The following is a 14,776-nucleotide window of genomic DNA, read 5'->3' as shown; positions in this document are numbered from 1 at the left end:
CATGGAATATTTTCGCTGTCTGAAAAATCGCTTTCGCGAGCAGGCTCGCTCCCACAATTTTTGCGCGGTGAAGGGTTATTCCGGAAGCGCCTAAATGCCTGCTTTTTAGGTCTTTATGGGCGGTCAGACGGCAACCTTATACTCGAGCGGTTTACTCATCGTTCAATAAGGATGTTCCATGCCTCGACGTTTTCTACTGGCGGCGCTGTTCGTCGCCGTCGCCGGTTGTGCCAGCCCTCCTCCTGCGTCCGTTCACACCCATGATCCCGCCAGTTCGACCTTGCAAGGTGATATTTCGCGGCCGGCGCAGGCGCAGTGGATTCGCACCGAGTTGTACTTCTCCGTTGGTTCGATCGATGGCAAGGACGGTGCAGTCAGCCCGGCGCGCTGGCGCGAGTTTCTTGATCAGGAGGTGACGTCGCGATTTCCTGATGGTTTCAGTGTGTTCGATGCTTATGGGCAGTGGCGGGATAAGGGCGCGAAAGAGCCTGAACGCTTGAGCACCAAGGTGATTGTGATCTTGCATGAGAACAGCCCGAAGAATGCGGGCAACATTGAAGCGATTCGCCTGGCTTACAAGCGTATTACGGGGGACTTGTCGGTGCTGCGGTTGTCGCAGCCGGCGGAGGTGTCCTTCTAGAATCAGAAGCCCCTCACCCTAACCCTCTCCCAGAGGGAGAGGGAACCGATCCGGGGATATTGGAGATTTACGCCGACCTGAGCATGGCTCACTGAATCCGTAATCGAATCAGCCTGAACTTGCACCACTGAATCCGTAATCGACCCCAGCCTGTTTTTGCTTCACTGAGCCCATAATCGATTCGGTCTTTCAGGTCGATGTATCCCCCAAGACACCCCGCCCAGCCCTCTCCCTCCGGGAGAGGGCTGGGCGGGCGGCGTTTCCGATGGGGGTTCGCTTTTAAACGGCTCAACCCGGCCAATAGCACGGCACCAACCAGCAACACCGCAATCCCCAAAAACGCCCCAAACCCCACCACCGTCACGCTGGAATACAGCATGTACAGGCACAACCCGAAGAACAGCAGCGGCAACAGCGGATACAACGGCACCTTCACCGGCCTCGGCACCTCGGGAAAGCGCCGTCGCAGGATGATCAGCGCTACGCTGCTCAAACTCAGAAACAGCCAATAAACCGGGGTCAGGTACTCGACCATAGTGTTGAAGCCGCTCTGAGTAAAACTGCCAAACAGCACCAGCAACAATGCCACCGCTCCTTCCGCCAGTAACGCTTTGCGCGGTACACCATGGCGGTCATCCCAGGCGCCGAAGCTGCGCAGTTGTGGCACATCGCGCGCAGCAGCGTAAGTGGTGCGAGCGCCGACCAGCAGGGTCGAGTTGATGGTCGCGATCGCGGCGATACCGACCATCAGCAAAATCAGCATGACACCCGGTGCACCGAAAGCACGGTTCAACAACTCAACCGCCGGTGCATTGCTGGCGGCCAGTCCAGCGAATCCCAAGCCCTGAACGAACGCCCAATTGAGCGCCAGATAGATCGCCATCAACACGCTCAGCGCACCGAGCATGGCAATGAAAATCCCTCGTCGACCATCGCGAACCTCTGCCGATAATGTTGCCGCATCGCTCCAGCCGCCGAACGCCAGAAAGACGAAAATCATCGCCGCCGAAAACCCGGCCATACCGGTGTTTTGCGCGACGGGCGCAAGACTCGGCGCAGGCGCTTCGATACCTTGCCAGGCCAGAAAAACACCGGCACTGGCGATGCTCAAAAAGCCCAGCGCCAACAGCCCCACCAACAAGGTCTGGGTAATAAAACCAATGTGCTTGCCAGTGAGATTAAGCAGCACCAACGCGGCAATCACCGCCCCGGCAAACAGCCCCGAACCGTACTGCCCCAGCGGCACCACCGCGTTGACGTAATCGGCAAACATGAACGCCGACAACGCTATCCACCCGGTGTGCATCACCGAAAACCGCGACCAGGCGAACAGGAATCCCATGCGCTCGCCATACGCCGTGCGCAGAAAGTGATAATCGCCGCCCGGGTGCGGAAACGCCGTGGCCATCTCGGCAAAACACAGTGCGCCAATCATCGACGCGACACCGCCCAGCCCCCACACCAGATAGAAATGCTCTGGCCCGACGTTGAGGGCGACGGTCGGCGCGGTTTTCAGGATGTCGGTGGTGATCACCATGCCCAGCGTGATCAGCAACGCCTGAAACACCGGTAGATGCCGCCCCGGTCCCGCGTTAGAAACCATAGGTAGCGCGGGCGTAGTAGTAGGCGCCGTTGGTGCCGATTGGCGAGAGCACGTCGTATGGCAGGTTACCGCCGTAGTTGATCGCCGAACCGGAACGTTCCGGGTAGTTGTCGGTGAGGTTGTTGCCGCCCACGGCAATGTTGAATTTCGGCGTGAATTTGTAGGCCACCTCGGCGTCCAGCTGCCACACAGCACCGTAGGTTTGCTCCGGTTGCGAATCGCCGAAATCGAAGACACGGGTGGTCTCGCCCTGGCGCGTCAATCTTCCAAGCAGGCCCCAGTGTTCGCTGGCCCAGTTGGCGGAAAAGATGAAACGATCCTTTGGCGCCGCGTCGGTCAGGGTGTTGGTTTCCTCGACACCAACGAGGGCGTCATTGCCAATACCCAGCGCCGTCAGTTGCGACGGCGTGGCTTTGGTGCTGGTGACTTTGGTGTGGTTGTAGGTGTACGCGGTGGTCAGGCCCAGTTGCCCTTCGTAGAACGGCTGGTGGTAGTTGAGCACCAGTTCGGCGCCGTGGGTGCTGGTGTCGGCGGCGTTGGTGAAGAAGTTGACGTCGTGCACGCCAGCAACGCCGAAGTTGTCGTTGATGTAGTTTTCGAGGGCATCGCTGCCAATGCGTTGTGACAGGGTGATGCGGTCTTTGACGTCGATGCGGAACACGTCCAGGGATGCATCGAAGCGTTCGTTCAACTGGAAAGTCAGGCCGAGGCTGAAGTTCTTCGAGGTTTCCGGATCAAGCTTCTCGGCGCCGAGTGCGCGGGCGATCGGGTCGTTGACCGAGAGCACGCGGATGTCGGTCAGCGTGCCGCCATCGCCAAAGTTGCTGGTGGTGTTCTGGAAGCCACTCTGGGCCAGTGACGGTGCACGGAAGTTGTTCGATACCGCACCGCGCAAGGCCCATTGCTCGGTGAGTTTGTAGCGACCACTGAGCTTGCCCGTCAGTTTGCTGCCGGCATCGTCGTAATGCTCCCAGCGGGTAGCGGCGTCGACGAAGAAGCGGTCGGTGAGATCGCCGGACAACTCGGCGTAAGTACCGAACACGTTGCGATCCAGATCCGACTCTTCGCTCGGGCGCAGGCCATTGGCGCCGTCTGCTCCGGAGCCGATGTAGGAGGCCTCGTCACCGGCATAGGTCAGGTAGTTTTCATAGCGGTATTCGCCGCCAACTGCCAATACAAAGGAGCGCTCGCCGAGGCGCAGTTCACGGCTGAAGTCGAGGTTGCTGGTGGTCTGGCGCAGCTCGTAATCGCCGGTGTCGAACTTCGTCGGTGAGTCTTCGCCGAGGCTGACGTTAAGCGTGCGCCGGGTCGAGCCATCGAAGCGGTTGCGACCGTGGGTGACGCTGCTGTCGAAGTCCCACTCGTCACCGATCAGGCCTTTGAAACCGGCGGTGGCGGAGATGTCTTTGTTGTCGCCGAGCGATTGCGGCAAGTAGCCGTTGGGGTAGAACTGCGGCTGTTCGGACGGGTAGCGATAGAACTCGGCGCCGGTGGTGTGGCGCTGATTGTAGGTGCCGAAGCTGTAGGCCTTGCCGCCGGCCAGCGGCAATTCGCTGTTGAACCAAAGGTTGACGTCCCGCGCTACGCCGTCGCCCATCACATAGTTGCGCTGGCCGGGGGTATCGGCAAAGCCGTCAAAACCGGCGCGGTTGGTCGGGTTGCGATCCTTGTATTCGGTGCCGCCACGAATAAACCCGCCCTCCTCGCCCAAACGCGTGCCGATCTTCGCCGTGGTCACGCTGTTCTGGCCGTCGGTGGTGGTCTTGTCGATGGCGTCTTGATGGGTGTGATAAGCGCCATAACTGGTCGACACTTCGCCGCCCTCGGGCGCGTCGTCGAGAATGATGTTGATCACCCCGGCAATCGCGTCGGAGCCGTACTGCGCCCCGGCGCCGTCACGCAGCACTTCGATGCGTTTGATCGCGCTGAGCGGTATCGAGTTGAAGTCGACCGGCGCGGTACCACGACCGATTTTAGAGGAGTCATTAACCACCGCTGACGTGTGGCGGCGCTTGCCGTTGACCAGCACCAGCACCTGATCCGGACTCATGCCGCGCAGTTGCGCCGCGCGCACATGGTCGGCGCCGCCGGAGTTGGATTGGCGCGGCAGGCTGAAGGACGGCAACAGCGTCTGCAACGCCGCGCCCAGTTCACCATCAGCGGCGCCGGCGGATTTGAGGTCTTCGGCGGTGAGCACATCGACTGGCACCGGCGAATCGAGCACGGTGCGTGAAGTGCCACGGGTGCCGGTGACCAACACGGTGCCAAGTCGGGATTCGCTGTCGGCACTTGCCGAAGTTTCTTCGGCGTTGACCGGAAGTTGCCAGATAGCGGACACGACAGCAGCCGCCAGTAATGAACGGGAACGGTAATGCATATAACAGCTCCTTGAATCGCAGTTAATACCCGGCCGTTGCCGACAATAAAGTTCGGCAAGCAATGCGCGGCAATGTCTGCTGTAGTTTTGGATTTCTGGAAGGCAGTGAAGGCTTTTTTACGGTGAGTTGCAGTTTCCCCAGCGTGAGTCGTTTCCCCTTGAAACTCGATGCTAGACGAGCTGCTTCGGGCCGTAAAAGAACCAATAACGCTTAGGTTAGATCGCTCTAAAGGATTGTTCTTAGTTCAACAAAAGTGTTGCTGAGCCAACACTTTAACCAACTAAAACTAAATCTTTTAGATTGAAATGCAGGATCCCTGTAGGAGTGAGCCTGCTCGCGATAGCGGTGTGTCAGCTGACAACTTTTTTACTAATACTCCGCTATCGCGAGCGGGCTCACTCCTACAGTTTTGATCTGCGTCGGGCATTACTCAATCGAACGCTTTTTCCAGCCAGGCATCCTCGGCAATATCCAGTTCATCACCACTGAATCGCTGTTCGGCAAACGGATCGGCGTGCAGATGAAAGCCGTTCTGCTCCCAGAACCCGGGTTGTTCCTGCTCAACGAATTCAAGCCCACGCAGCCACTTCGCGCTCTTCCAGAAATACCGCCCCGCCACCACCAGCCGTAGCGGCCAGCCATGTTGCGCGGTCAGCGGCTGGCCGGCGTAATGGGTGGCCAGCAGACTGCCCGGGTGCAACAGATCATCAAGTCGCAAGTTGGTCTGGTAATCGTGGTCGGCGTGGGCCATGACGAACGCCGAAGTCGGCTGGAGATCGAACGCCTGCAACAGATCCTGCAGATGCACCCCGCTCCATTTGGTGTCGAACTTCGACCAGCGTGTCACGCAATGTATGTCGCAGCGCAGTTTTCGTTGCGGCAATGCCTGCAGATCGGCGTAACGTAATTCGATTGGCTGGGCGAGCGTGCCGGACAGGCGTAGCGACCAGTTGGCGAGGTCGTATTTCGGTATTTCGCCTTCGTGCAGGATCGGAAATCGCTCCGTCAGTACCTGGCCTGGGGGTAGTCGTTTACCAAGAGCCGGATCGGCTTTCGGCGAACGGCTTTTGCGTAAGCGTGAGGCTTTGTTGTGCATAGTCACTCCATTTTCAAGGGTGCCCCCAATCTCCTGTAGGAGTGAGCCTGCTCGCGATAGCGGTGAATCAGCCGGCAACAATGTTGGATTCAAATCCGCTATCGCGAGCAGGCTCGCTCCTACAGGGGATCGTTGTCGGTAGGAGGATCTAGTTGGCCACCGGAATCCACGACGCCCGTGCGACATTCGCGGTATCACCAAAACTCGGTAGCTTCTGCGCCAGATCTCGAACGTTCTTCACATCCAGATCCAGCAACTGCTGACGGGTAATCAGCGTCGGCGGCACCAGCACCTGATGCCCCGGATTTTCCCCGGCAATCAACATCGCCAGACTGCGCACACTGATTGCCCCGGCCACTTGCGGATTGACCGCCGCCGTCGCCGCCCAGGCGCTGTCCGACTCTTTCATGATCTGAATATCGGCGGTGGAAATATCGGCGCTGTAGATCTTCACCTTACTCGCCAGCCCCGCTTCGTCGACGGCGATTTTTGCGCCTTTGGCGAACTCATCGAACGGTGCAAAGATCACGCTGATGCCTGGATTGGCTCGAAGCACGGCGCTGGCCTGATCCGCCACGGAGTTGGCAATCGGCGGATTCAGTGTGCCAAAGCGTGCCTTCTCGACGATTCCCGGATTGGCTTTCTTGACCTGACTCCAGATCTCATCGCGGCGCTCCATTGGCGTAAAACCACTGATGTACACATAGCCGGCATCGAACTTCGTGCCGTTGTCCTTGACGGCTTGATCGAGGGCCAGACGCGCCAGCGCATGGTGATCCTGCTCGACCTGGGTCACTTGCGGGGTGTTCAGATCGACATCGAAGGCGACGACCTTGATGCCTTTGGCGATCGCCCGATCGATCGGTGCTTTCAGGGTTTCGGCCAAACCGAGTTGGACGATGATGCCGTCGACGCCGAGATCGACCGCCTGATCGATCATCTCGCCCTGACTCGCCGCTTGCTGCCGGGCATCGAATATCCGCAGGTTGGCCCCCAGCGCTTCGGTCTGTTTTTCGACGCCGCGCAAATACGCCTCGGGGAAGTCCCCGGAGAACAAATACCCCACCAGCGCGATCTGCACCTGACCTTTGTCGAACGGTGCGGGTGCGCCGGGCAAGGCTTTGGCCTGAGCGCTCAGTGCCATCGCCGAAAGCAACGCGCCGGCGAGGCAATGACGGGCGAACTGTGTGATTGAACCGTGCATGCAACTTCCTTGAATAAAGCGGCTCAACGCGCCCGATGCGCGAGGCCGAAGGTGAACATCAGGGCCAGCACCAGCACCAGTCCCTTGACGAAATCCTGTGTGTAATACGGCGCGTTGAGCATGGTCAGGCCATTGAGCAGCGCCGCCACCAGCAGCGCACCGACCAGGGTGCCAAAGGCGTTGGGCTTCTTCGCGCCGAGTACGGCAAAACCGATCAGCGCTGCGCCGAGGGCATCCAGCACCAGACCGTTGCCCGAACTGACGTCGCCGCGACCCAGGCGCGCTGCCAGCAACAATCCGCCGAGCGATGCGAGCAACGCCGAGAGCACGTAAGCCAATAACTTGAAGCGCTGCACCGGTGCACCGGCCAGTCGTGCGGCTTGCTCGTTGCCGCCGATGGCATAGAACAAACGACCAATGCGCGTACGTTCGAGAAACAGCCACACCGCCACCGCAACCACCGCCGTGATCAACACCGGAATCGGCACCACCTCCCACAATCGCCCACGCCCCAGCGCAAGAAATGCGGCACTGAACGTACCTTCAGTTTCCTCACCGCTGGGCAAGGTCATGCCCACCGCAATCGAGCGTCCGCCCGTGGGAATAAGTTGCACGCCGATTACCAGAAACATGCTGCCCAGCGTCGCGAGAATGTCCGGCACCCGCAGTTTGACGATCAGCCAACCGTTGAGCAGGCCGACCAGCGCACCACCCGCCAGACTGATCAACACCGCCGGCAACGCGCCCCAGCCGAGCACGACCATCACGTAACTGGCGATCATCAGGCTCATCGCCGCCACCGCGCCAATCGACAGATCGAGACCGCCGACCGCCATGGTCAGCGTCACGCCCAGCGCCAGCAGCGCAACAATCGACACCGATTGCAGGATGCTGAACAGGTTGCCGACGCGCAGAAATGCCGGCTCGGCCACACTGAAAAACACCACGATCAGCGCCAGCAACCACAACAGGCCGTAGCGGATCAACCCGTGCAGCAGACGTTCGGCACGTGCCGGCTCGGTCGATAACAGCGAACTTGAATCAGGCACTCGCTCTGCTCCTTGGCGTGGCTTGAGGGGAATGTTCGGTCACGTCGCTGCCGGCCAGTGCGGCGACCAGATCAGCACGATTGAGGCCGGCACGCGGGTACTCGGCGACCACGGCGTGATCGCGCACCAGCAGAATGCGGTCGGCAATTTCCAGGGCTTCATCGACGTCGGCGCAAATCACTAAAGTCGCGCGCCCCTCGGCGCTGTCGCGCAGCAGTTGGCCGATGTCGCGGCGGGCGCGCACGTCGACGCCTTGAAAGGGTTCATCAAGGATCAATACCCGCCCTTCGCCGAGCAGCCAGCGGCCGAGCACGACTTTCTGTTGATTGCCGCCCGACAACGCGGTCATCGGCACATCGATGCCGGCAGTCTTGATCCCCAGCGCCGCCACTTGTGCCTCGACCGCTGCCGCTTCGGCGCGGTTGCGGATGAAACCGCCGCGGGTAAAGCGCTCGAGAAACGGCAAAGTCAGGGTGCGACGCAAAGTGAAATCGGGTACCAGCGATCGACTGGCGCGATCTTCGGCCGCGAAGAAAACCCCGCTTTGGATGGCCTGGCGCGGTGAGTCCGCACGCCAGTCAGCACCATCCAGTTGCACGCGGCCCGAGGTCGCTTTACGCAGGCCGAACAGCACCTCGGCGATTTCACTTTTACCGGCACCCAACAGCCCGGTCAGCACCACCACTTCATTCTCGTGCAGGCTCAGATCGAACGCGGCGGAGCGCGGCAGAATTTGCATGGCGTTGAGTTTCAACACTTCGCGCCCGGCCACGCGTGGCAGGTAAACATGCTCGGCCAGCGCCTGCCCGAGCATGGCGCTCACCGCGTCGGGTAATTGCCGTGCCGTGAACTCGCCCGCGAACTGGCCATCGCGCAGAACGACGGCGCGATCCGCCACGCGCTGCAGGTCGGAGAGTCGATGGGAGATGTACAGAATCGCCACGCCGCGAGTGCGCAAGGTGTCGATCAAACCAAACAAGCGCTGCGCTTCGGCATCGGAAAGTGCTGCTGTCGGCTCATCCAGAATCAGCAGGCGCGGCTGCAACGCCAAGGCTCGAGCGAGCACCACCAATTGCCGTTCGGCCTGACCGAGATGCTCGATCGGTTGCTCCAGCGGCAAAGTCAAACCCAGCCCGGCGGCAATGCTTGCGGCGCGCTCCAGCAGGTGTTTGCGATTGAGCCAGAAGTCCGCGTCCGGCTTGCACAGTTCATCGAGCAGGAGGTTTTCCGCGACACTCAAACCCGGTGCGATGCCCTCGTTGATCTGTTGATGCACCGCGACAATACCGAAGCGCCGCGCCGACAGCGGCGAACTGAAATGCCGTGGCGCGCCCTCCAGCCAGATCTCGCCAGCGTCGGCAGTCTGGCTGCCCGCGAGGATCTTCACCAGAGTCGACTTGCCCGCGCCATTGGCACCGAGCAGCGCCACCACTTCGGCGGGATAGATGTCCAGGCTGACGGCATCCAGCGCCCGGCTCGCACCAAACATTTTGCTCAACTCACGCACACGAATCAGTGGCTCGCGAACTACAGCGACCGGCACACTCATACAAATCCTTAGCGGCGATGCGCCAGCGAACGAACCAATCGATCACCCAGGCTTTGCACGCCCTGAACGAGGATCACCAACACCACCACCGTGGCAACCATCACTTCATTGTTGAACCGCTGATAGCCGTAACGGATCGCCAGATCACCGAGCCCGCCACCGCCGATCACCCCGGCCATCGAGGAAAAACCGATGAGCATCACCAGCGTCAAGGTGATCCCGGCCAGCAACGCCGGCAGCGCTTCGGGCAACAACACTTTGAAGATCACATGACCGATGTCGCCGCCCATGGCGAGGATCGCTTCGATGCGACCCTTGTCGACTTCGTCCAGAGCGTTTTCGACGATGCGCGCGAAGAACGGAAACGCACCGATGGTGATCGGCACCACGGCGGCGGTGCTGCCCAGCGTTGTGCCGACCACCAGCCGCGTCAGCGGGATCAGGGCAATCAGCATCACCACGAATGGCAGTGAACGGCCGAGGTTGACCACGCCACCCAGCACGGCATTCAGGCGTGGCATCGGCAACAGTCCGTCGCGACGACTGATAAACAGCAACACGCCTAACGGCAAGCCGATCAGCAGCGTGAACAGCCCCGCGAGCAGGACCATGTACAGGGTTTCACCGGTGGCGTTGAACACCAGTTGCAGGATTTCATCCCAATTGACCGTACGGTTCATGAGTGCGCAGCCCGTACGCCGTATTGTTTGAGAAAACTCAGGCCTGGCTCAGCGTGGCCCAGCGGCAAGCCGCAGGTCGGCCGCAGCGAAGCGCCCAGCTGGGATTGCGGATCGGCCAGCAGCCGTGGCACCGGCCCGGCTTCGACCAGACGTCCGTTGGCCATGAAAGCGGCGTGGTCGCAGATCGACTTGACCACCTCCAGTTCATGGGTGATCAGCACGATGGTCACGCCCAGTTGCCGATTGATGTCGCGAAGCAATTGCAGGATCGATTCGGTGGTTTCCGGATCGAGTGCACTGGTGGCTTCATCCGAAAGCAGGTACGCCGGCTCTGCGGCCAGGGCGCGGGCAATCCCGACGCGCTGTTTCTGGCCGCCGGACAATTGCGAGGGAAAGGCCTGCGCCTTGTCACTCAAACCGACCAGTTCCAACAGCTCGCGAACCCGCACGTGGCGCCACGGTTTGCCGACATTGGCAATCTCCAGCGGCACCGCGATGTTGTCGAATACCGTGCGCGAATGCAGCAGGTTGAAGCCCTGGAAGATCATGCCGATGCGCTGGCGTTGTTTGCGCAAGTCACTGTCGGACTGCTTCAGCAGATCCACACCGTCAATCAGGATCCGTCCGCTGTCTGGCCGTTCGAGCAGGTTGAGGCAACGCAGCAGCGTCGACTTGCCCGCCCCGCTACGCCCGAGAATCCCGTAGACCGCACCGTCGGGAATGCTCAGCGAGACCTGATCGAGTGCCGGTTGCGCGGCCGAAGGATAAGTCTTGCTCAACTGCTCGACGGCGATCATGGCTTGCTGCCCGCCACCGGAATCACTGAACCGGCGAAGTTATCGGTGATGTATTTGGCGACCTCGGGCGACGTCAGGTCCTTGGCCAGTTGCGCGATACGCGGGTCGTGCTCCAGCTTCGGCGTGGTCACCAGAATGTTGGCGTAGGGGTTGTGCTCGGCTTTCTCCAGACCCAAGGCATCCTTGGCCGGCACCAAACCTGCGTCGAGCGCGTAGTTGCCGTTGATCACGGCCAGATCGACGTCGTCCAACGAGCGCGGAATCTGCGGTGATTCGATTTCCAGGATCTTCAGCTGTTTCGGGTTCTCGGCGATGTCCTTGGGCGTTGCCTGGTCCGCCGCCGGGTCGTTGAAGCCGGATTTGAGTTTGATCAGGCCGTTGTCCTGCAACAGGTACAGCGCGCGGCTCAGATTGGTGACGTTGTTGGGCACGGCGACGGTGCCTTTTACCGGCACGTCGGCGAAACTTTTGTGCCGGTGCGAGTAAATGCCCAAGGGTTCGATATGCACCGTGGCCGCCACCGCCAGTTTCTCGCCGAGGGCCTTTTCCTGGGATTTCAGGTACGGCAGGTGCTGGAAGTAATTGGCGTCGACGTCACCGTGCACCAACAGCTCGTTGGAGTTCACGCCGTTGGGGATCTCGATGACTTTGAGGTTCAGCTGCGGATCGATCTTCTGGATGTACGCCAGAATCTGCGCGTGGGGCACCGGGTCGGCAGCCACGCGCAGCGGCTCAAGCGCCTGCGCACCGAACGACGTCACCAGCGCGCCGAGCACGGCCAGGGTCAAACCTGCTTTCTTGATCATGTGCGGAGTCCTTGAGCGGTGGTTGAGTCAGGCGGATTTACGAACGGGCGGTGGTGGCAGCAACGCATCGGCGTAGAAGCGCTGCGCGACATCGGGATGCGAGCGCAAACGACCCTTGAGGTAGTTCCAGCCGACATCGCGAAACAGCGGATTGAGCGGATCACTCGCCGGCCCGCGCGCCTCGCGCAACAGTGCGGTGGGCAGCGGATACAGCGGCACCACGGCATCCAGTTGCGCACCGAGGAAGAACGCGACAGACAGACGCTCACTGCCCTCCGGCGGCGACACGACTCGGTGCACCGTGGCCCGCAGATAACCGTTGCTGGCCAGTTCGAGCAGTTCGCCGATGTTCACCACCAGGGTGTTCTCACGCGGCAACGCGTCGATCCAGCGCCCCTCTTCGATCTCGACCTGCAGCCCGGCCTGCTGGTCTTGCAGCAGGAAGCTGAGGAAACCGGAATCCTTGTGCGCGCCGACACCCTGGTGGCTCGACTCGCTGGACTGGCCGGGATAGCGCATCAACTTGATGTGTTCGTTGGGTTTGTCGCCGTAGAGTTGATCGAACGCATCGGCGCGCAGCGACAACGCCTGAGCGAACGCACGCAGCAGGCGCAACGACATCCGCGTCATCGCCTCCTGCCATTCCAGCAGCAACGGTTTCAGTTCCGGCAGTGCCGTCGGCCATTCGTTGGGGCCTTGCAGCCTCGCCCAGAACGGGCTGCCCGCCGTCAATGGCAACGCCTCGCGCTCGGCACCCAGATCAAACTGCTCGCGCAGATCGGGCTGGCCACGGGTGATCTCCGAGGCGGCACGGTTGTAACCGCGAAAGTGCGGTGAATTGATCATGCCAACGGCGGTTTTTTCGCTGTCGGGCAAGGCGAAGAACTGCCGGGCGTGGGCTTGTACTTGCTTGAGCAAGTCACTGTCGATGCCGTGGCCCGTCAGGTAGAAGAAGCCGACGTCGCGGGCGGCGTGGCGCAGGTTTTCGAGAAATTCGTAGCGCTGTTGCGCCGTGCCTTCGAACAGCGACAGGTCCAGCGTCGGTAATGCGGTGATATCGAGGGTATGCGGCATGATTCACTCCCGTGTGAATCAAACCTGAAAAACCTGTGATCGATTCAGCGTGTGCCGTCATGGCAATCGGGGGTCTATCGGTTTGATGCGTTTTGATTCGTCGTTGAGACAAAACTAAACGATCTTAAAAATACGTAGCCAATATCTTTTTCGCATTACCTTAGGCCTCTTTTCCCCTCACCCCAGACCTCTCCCAGAGGGAGAGGGAGCCGACCGGGTTGTCTTGCGGTATACGGCGACCTGAACAACCGGGTTGGATTCGGCGAAGATCGTTCAGGCCGGCGTAGCGTTGAAGATCACCTTGACCAGTTCCCCTCACCCCAGCCCTCTCCCGAGGGAGAGGGAGCCGACCGAGGTGTCTATCGCGATACATCGACCTGAACGACCGAGTCGGTTATGGATTCGACACAAACTGTTCAGGTCGGCGTGATGCTTAACAACAACGCGGTCAGTCCCCTCTCCCTCTGGGAGAGGGCTAGGGTGAGGGGCACTGACGACTCGGTATCAAGCGTCTTGCAGCGCACGCGGCCGTTGGCTGCGTTGTTCGGCACTGGCGTCCGGCGCCTGCTGCAACTGGAAGTCGAACTTCAGCTCGGCATAACGCCCCGACGCTGCATCCTCACCAAACACCACCTCCCCGACCAAGCCTTCACGGGTCGCGTAGGCGAAGTCATCCCACAGGTATTGATCACCCGAAAGATTGATCTGCGTGGTCAGATGCCGATGCCCCGGCGCGCTGATAAAGAAATGCACATGGGCCGGGCGCTGGCCATGGCGGCCGAGCTGGTTCAGGCATTCCTGGGTCGGCCCTTGCGGGTCGCAGCCATAACCGGACGGCACGATGCTGCGAGCGCGGTAACGGCCTTCGGCGTCGGTAATGATGCGTCGACGCAAGTTGTACTCGGACTGGCTCGGGTCGAAAAACGAGTAAGTGCCCTTGGTGTTGGCGTGCCACAGATCAACGGTGGCACCGGCCAGCGGCTGGCCATGCAGATCGAACACCTGGCCTTCGAGGTGCATGACGGTGGCGGCACCCTCCTCGCTGCCGTCATCCATGCGGCACTCGCCTTCACACAGCGGCGCGCCGGCAACGTACAGCGGGCCTTCGATGGTGCGTGGTGTGCCGCCGGTCAAGCCGATCTGTGCATCCTTGGCGTCCTGCAACAGGTCGAGGAAGTGCTCGATGCCAAGGCCGGCGACCAGTAATCCCGCCTCCGAACGAGCGCCCAGACGGTTGAGATAGTCGACCGCTTTCCAGAACTCGTCCTCGCTGATGTCGAGGTCTTCGATGATTTTCGCGCTGTCCTGCAAGATGCGCAGGACGATGGTTTTCAGCCGGGAGTTACCCTCGTCGTTGGCGAAACCGGCGGCTTCTTTGAAGAAGGCTTGCAACTCGGCGGTGTGGGCAATTTTCACGGTCATGGTGGTTACCTCATCTTGTTGTTGTGTGGTTCTCGCGAATCTTCAGGACAGACAACCTTCCCTGTGGGAGCTGGCTTGCCAGCGATTGCGGTGTGTCATCCAGCATTGATGGCGGCTGGTGTATTGCTATCGCTGGCAAGCCAGCTCCCACAGTGTTCAGGGATGGATTCGAAACCATGGATCAGCGATCGTCTGTATGGATCGACGACGGATGCCGACAGAGGCCGTCAACCTCGATGTCCATGTAGGGAAACAACGGCAAGCGCATCAGCGTGTCGTGCAGGGCCTCGACGCTCGGCACATCAAACACGCTGTAATTGGCGTAATGCCCGGCGATGCGCCACAGGTGCCGCCAGACGCCTTCGCGTTGCAGCCGTTGCGCCAGCTCCTTTTCGTCAGCCTTGAGCCGGGTGGCCAGCGACGGGTCCATATCGATGGGCAATTTCACGGTCATTTTTACGTGGAACAGCATGGTCAC

The 14,776-nt window shown here is 60.5% G+C and carries 13 protein-coding genes; 1 reads left to right on the top strand and 12 read right to left on the bottom strand.

The window, feature by feature from the left end:
* The first annotated feature begins 178 nt into the window (after positions 1-178).
* The gene (locus J0G10_RS14120; protein ID WP_095049879.1) at positions 179-640 is read left to right on the top strand and encodes a DUF3574 domain-containing protein; all 462 of its coding nucleotides are present in this window, start codon (positions 179-181) and stop codon (positions 638-640) included.
* A gap of 88 nt (positions 641-728) precedes the next feature.
* Here the strand turns inward: J0G10_RS14120 and J0G10_RS14115 are convergent, their stop codons facing one another.
* The 12 genes from J0G10_RS14115 to catC all read right to left on the bottom strand — a co-directional run bounded on the left by J0G10_RS14115 (position 729) and on the right by catC (position 14,770).
* On the bottom strand, positions 729-2,243 hold the full coding sequence (locus J0G10_RS14115) for an APC family permease (protein WP_245398047.1): 1,515 nt from the start codon (positions 2,241-2,243) through the stop codon (positions 729-731).
* Positions 2,233-4,620: a TonB-dependent receptor plug domain-containing protein gene (locus J0G10_RS14110; protein ID WP_095126439.1), complete on the bottom strand. Its 2,388-nt coding sequence runs from the start codon at positions 4,618-4,620 to the stop codon at positions 2,233-2,235. The genes J0G10_RS14115 and J0G10_RS14110 overlap by 11 nt, the downstream gene beginning before the upstream one ends.
* Positions 4,621-5,051: 431 nt before the next feature.
* A complete protein-coding gene (locus J0G10_RS14105) occupies positions 5,052-5,717 on the bottom strand; it encodes a sulfite oxidase-like oxidoreductase (protein ID WP_095126440.1) in 666 nt (221 codons plus the stop codon).
* A 148-nt stretch (positions 5,718-5,865) separates the two neighbouring features.
* The gene (locus J0G10_RS14100) at positions 5,866-6,921 is read right to left on the bottom strand and encodes a substrate-binding domain-containing protein (RefSeq protein ID WP_095049875.1); all 1,056 of its coding nucleotides are present in this window, start codon (positions 6,919-6,921) and stop codon (positions 5,866-5,868) included.
* Positions 6,922-6,944: 23 nt separating this feature from the next.
* The gene (locus J0G10_RS14095; RefSeq protein WP_095049874.1) at positions 6,945-7,970 is read right to left on the bottom strand and encodes an ABC transporter permease; all 1,026 of its coding nucleotides are present in this window, start codon (positions 7,968-7,970) and stop codon (positions 6,945-6,947) included.
* Positions 7,963-9,519 carry a sugar ABC transporter ATP-binding protein gene (locus J0G10_RS14090; protein WP_220558727.1) on the bottom strand — a complete coding sequence of 519 codons (1,557 nt, stop codon included), beginning with the start codon at positions 9,517-9,519 and terminating at the stop codon, positions 7,963-7,965. Before J0G10_RS14090 ends, J0G10_RS14095 begins: the two co-directional genes overlap by 8 nt.
* Before the next feature lie 8 nt (positions 9,520-9,527).
* Positions 9,528-10,199: a methionine ABC transporter permease gene (locus J0G10_RS14085; RefSeq protein ID WP_007950374.1), complete on the bottom strand. Its 672-nt coding sequence runs from the start codon at positions 10,197-10,199 to the stop codon at positions 9,528-9,530.
* A complete protein-coding gene (locus tag J0G10_RS14080; protein ID WP_095049872.1) occupies positions 10,196-10,996 on the bottom strand; it encodes a methionine ABC transporter ATP-binding protein in 801 nt (266 codons plus the stop codon). The genes J0G10_RS14085 and J0G10_RS14080 overlap by 4 nt, the downstream gene beginning before the upstream one ends.
* Positions 10,993-11,802 (bottom strand): MetQ/NlpA family ABC transporter substrate-binding protein, encoded by an 810-nt coding sequence (locus J0G10_RS14075; protein ID WP_095049871.1) that lies wholly within the window; start codon positions 11,800-11,802, stop codon positions 10,993-10,995. The genes J0G10_RS14080 and J0G10_RS14075 overlap by 4 nt, the downstream gene beginning before the upstream one ends.
* A 27-nt stretch (positions 11,803-11,829) precedes the next feature.
* Entirely contained in the window at positions 11,830-12,876 is a 1,047-nt protein-coding gene (locus J0G10_RS14070) for an isopenicillin N synthase family dioxygenase (protein ID WP_220558726.1), read from the bottom strand.
* Positions 12,877-13,380: 504 nt separating this feature from the next.
* Entirely contained in the window at positions 13,381-14,298 is a 918-nt protein-coding gene (gene catA / locus J0G10_RS14065) for a catechol 1,2-dioxygenase (protein WP_095049869.1), read from the bottom strand.
* A 181-nt stretch (positions 14,299-14,479) separates the two neighbouring features.
* A complete protein-coding gene (gene catC / locus J0G10_RS14060; RefSeq protein ID WP_095049868.1) occupies positions 14,480-14,770 on the bottom strand; it encodes a muconolactone Delta-isomerase in 291 nt (96 codons plus the stop codon).
* Between the last annotated feature and the right edge of the window lie 6 nt (positions 14,771-14,776).

The sequence above is a fragment of the Pseudomonas germanica genome (assembly GCF_019614655.1).
Lineage (GTDB): Bacteria > Pseudomonadota > Gammaproteobacteria > Pseudomonadales > Pseudomonadaceae > Aquipseudomonas > Aquipseudomonas neuropathica.
This window is presented reverse-complemented; position numbering and strand designations above follow the sequence as displayed.

Coding starts and splice junctions, on each gene's coding strand:
- J0G10_RS14120 (WP_095049879.1), top strand. CDS start 179: ATGCCTCGACGTTTTCTACTGGCGGCGCTGTTCGTCGCCGTCGCCGGT.
- J0G10_RS14115 (WP_245398047.1), bottom strand. CDS start 2,243: ATGGTTTCTAACGCGGGACCGGGGCGGCATCTACCGGTGTTTCAGGCG.
- J0G10_RS14110 (WP_095126439.1), bottom strand. CDS start 4,620: ATGCATTACCGTTCCCGTTCATTACTGGCGGCTGCTGTCGTGTCCGCT.
- J0G10_RS14105 (WP_095126440.1), bottom strand. CDS start 5,717: ATGCACAACAAAGCCTCACGCTTACGCAAAAGCCGTTCGCCGAAAGCC.
- J0G10_RS14100 (WP_095049875.1), bottom strand. CDS start 6,921: ATGCACGGTTCAATCACACAGTTCGCCCGTCATTGCCTCGCCGGCGCG.
- J0G10_RS14090 (WP_220558727.1), bottom strand. CDS start 9,519: ATGAGTGTGCCGGTCGCTGTAGTTCGCGAGCCACTGATTCGTGTGCGT.
- J0G10_RS14085 (WP_007950374.1), bottom strand. CDS start 10,199: ATGAACCGTACGGTCAATTGGGATGAAATCCTGCAACTGGTGTTCAAC.
- J0G10_RS14080 (WP_095049872.1), bottom strand. CDS start 10,996: ATGATCGCCGTCGAGCAGTTGAGCAAGACTTATCCTTCGGCCGCGCAA.
- J0G10_RS14075 (WP_095049871.1), bottom strand. CDS start 11,802: ATGATCAAGAAAGCAGGTTTGACCCTGGCCGTGCTCGGCGCGCTGGTG.
- J0G10_RS14070 (WP_220558726.1), bottom strand. CDS start 12,876: ATGCCGCATACCCTCGATATCACCGCATTACCGACGCTGGACCTGTCG.
- catA (WP_095049869.1), bottom strand. CDS start 14,298: ATGACCGTGAAAATTGCCCACACCGCCGAGTTGCAAGCCTTCTTCAAA.
- catC (WP_095049868.1), bottom strand. CDS start 14,770: ATGCTGTTCCACGTAAAAATGACCGTGAAATTGCCCATCGATATGGAC.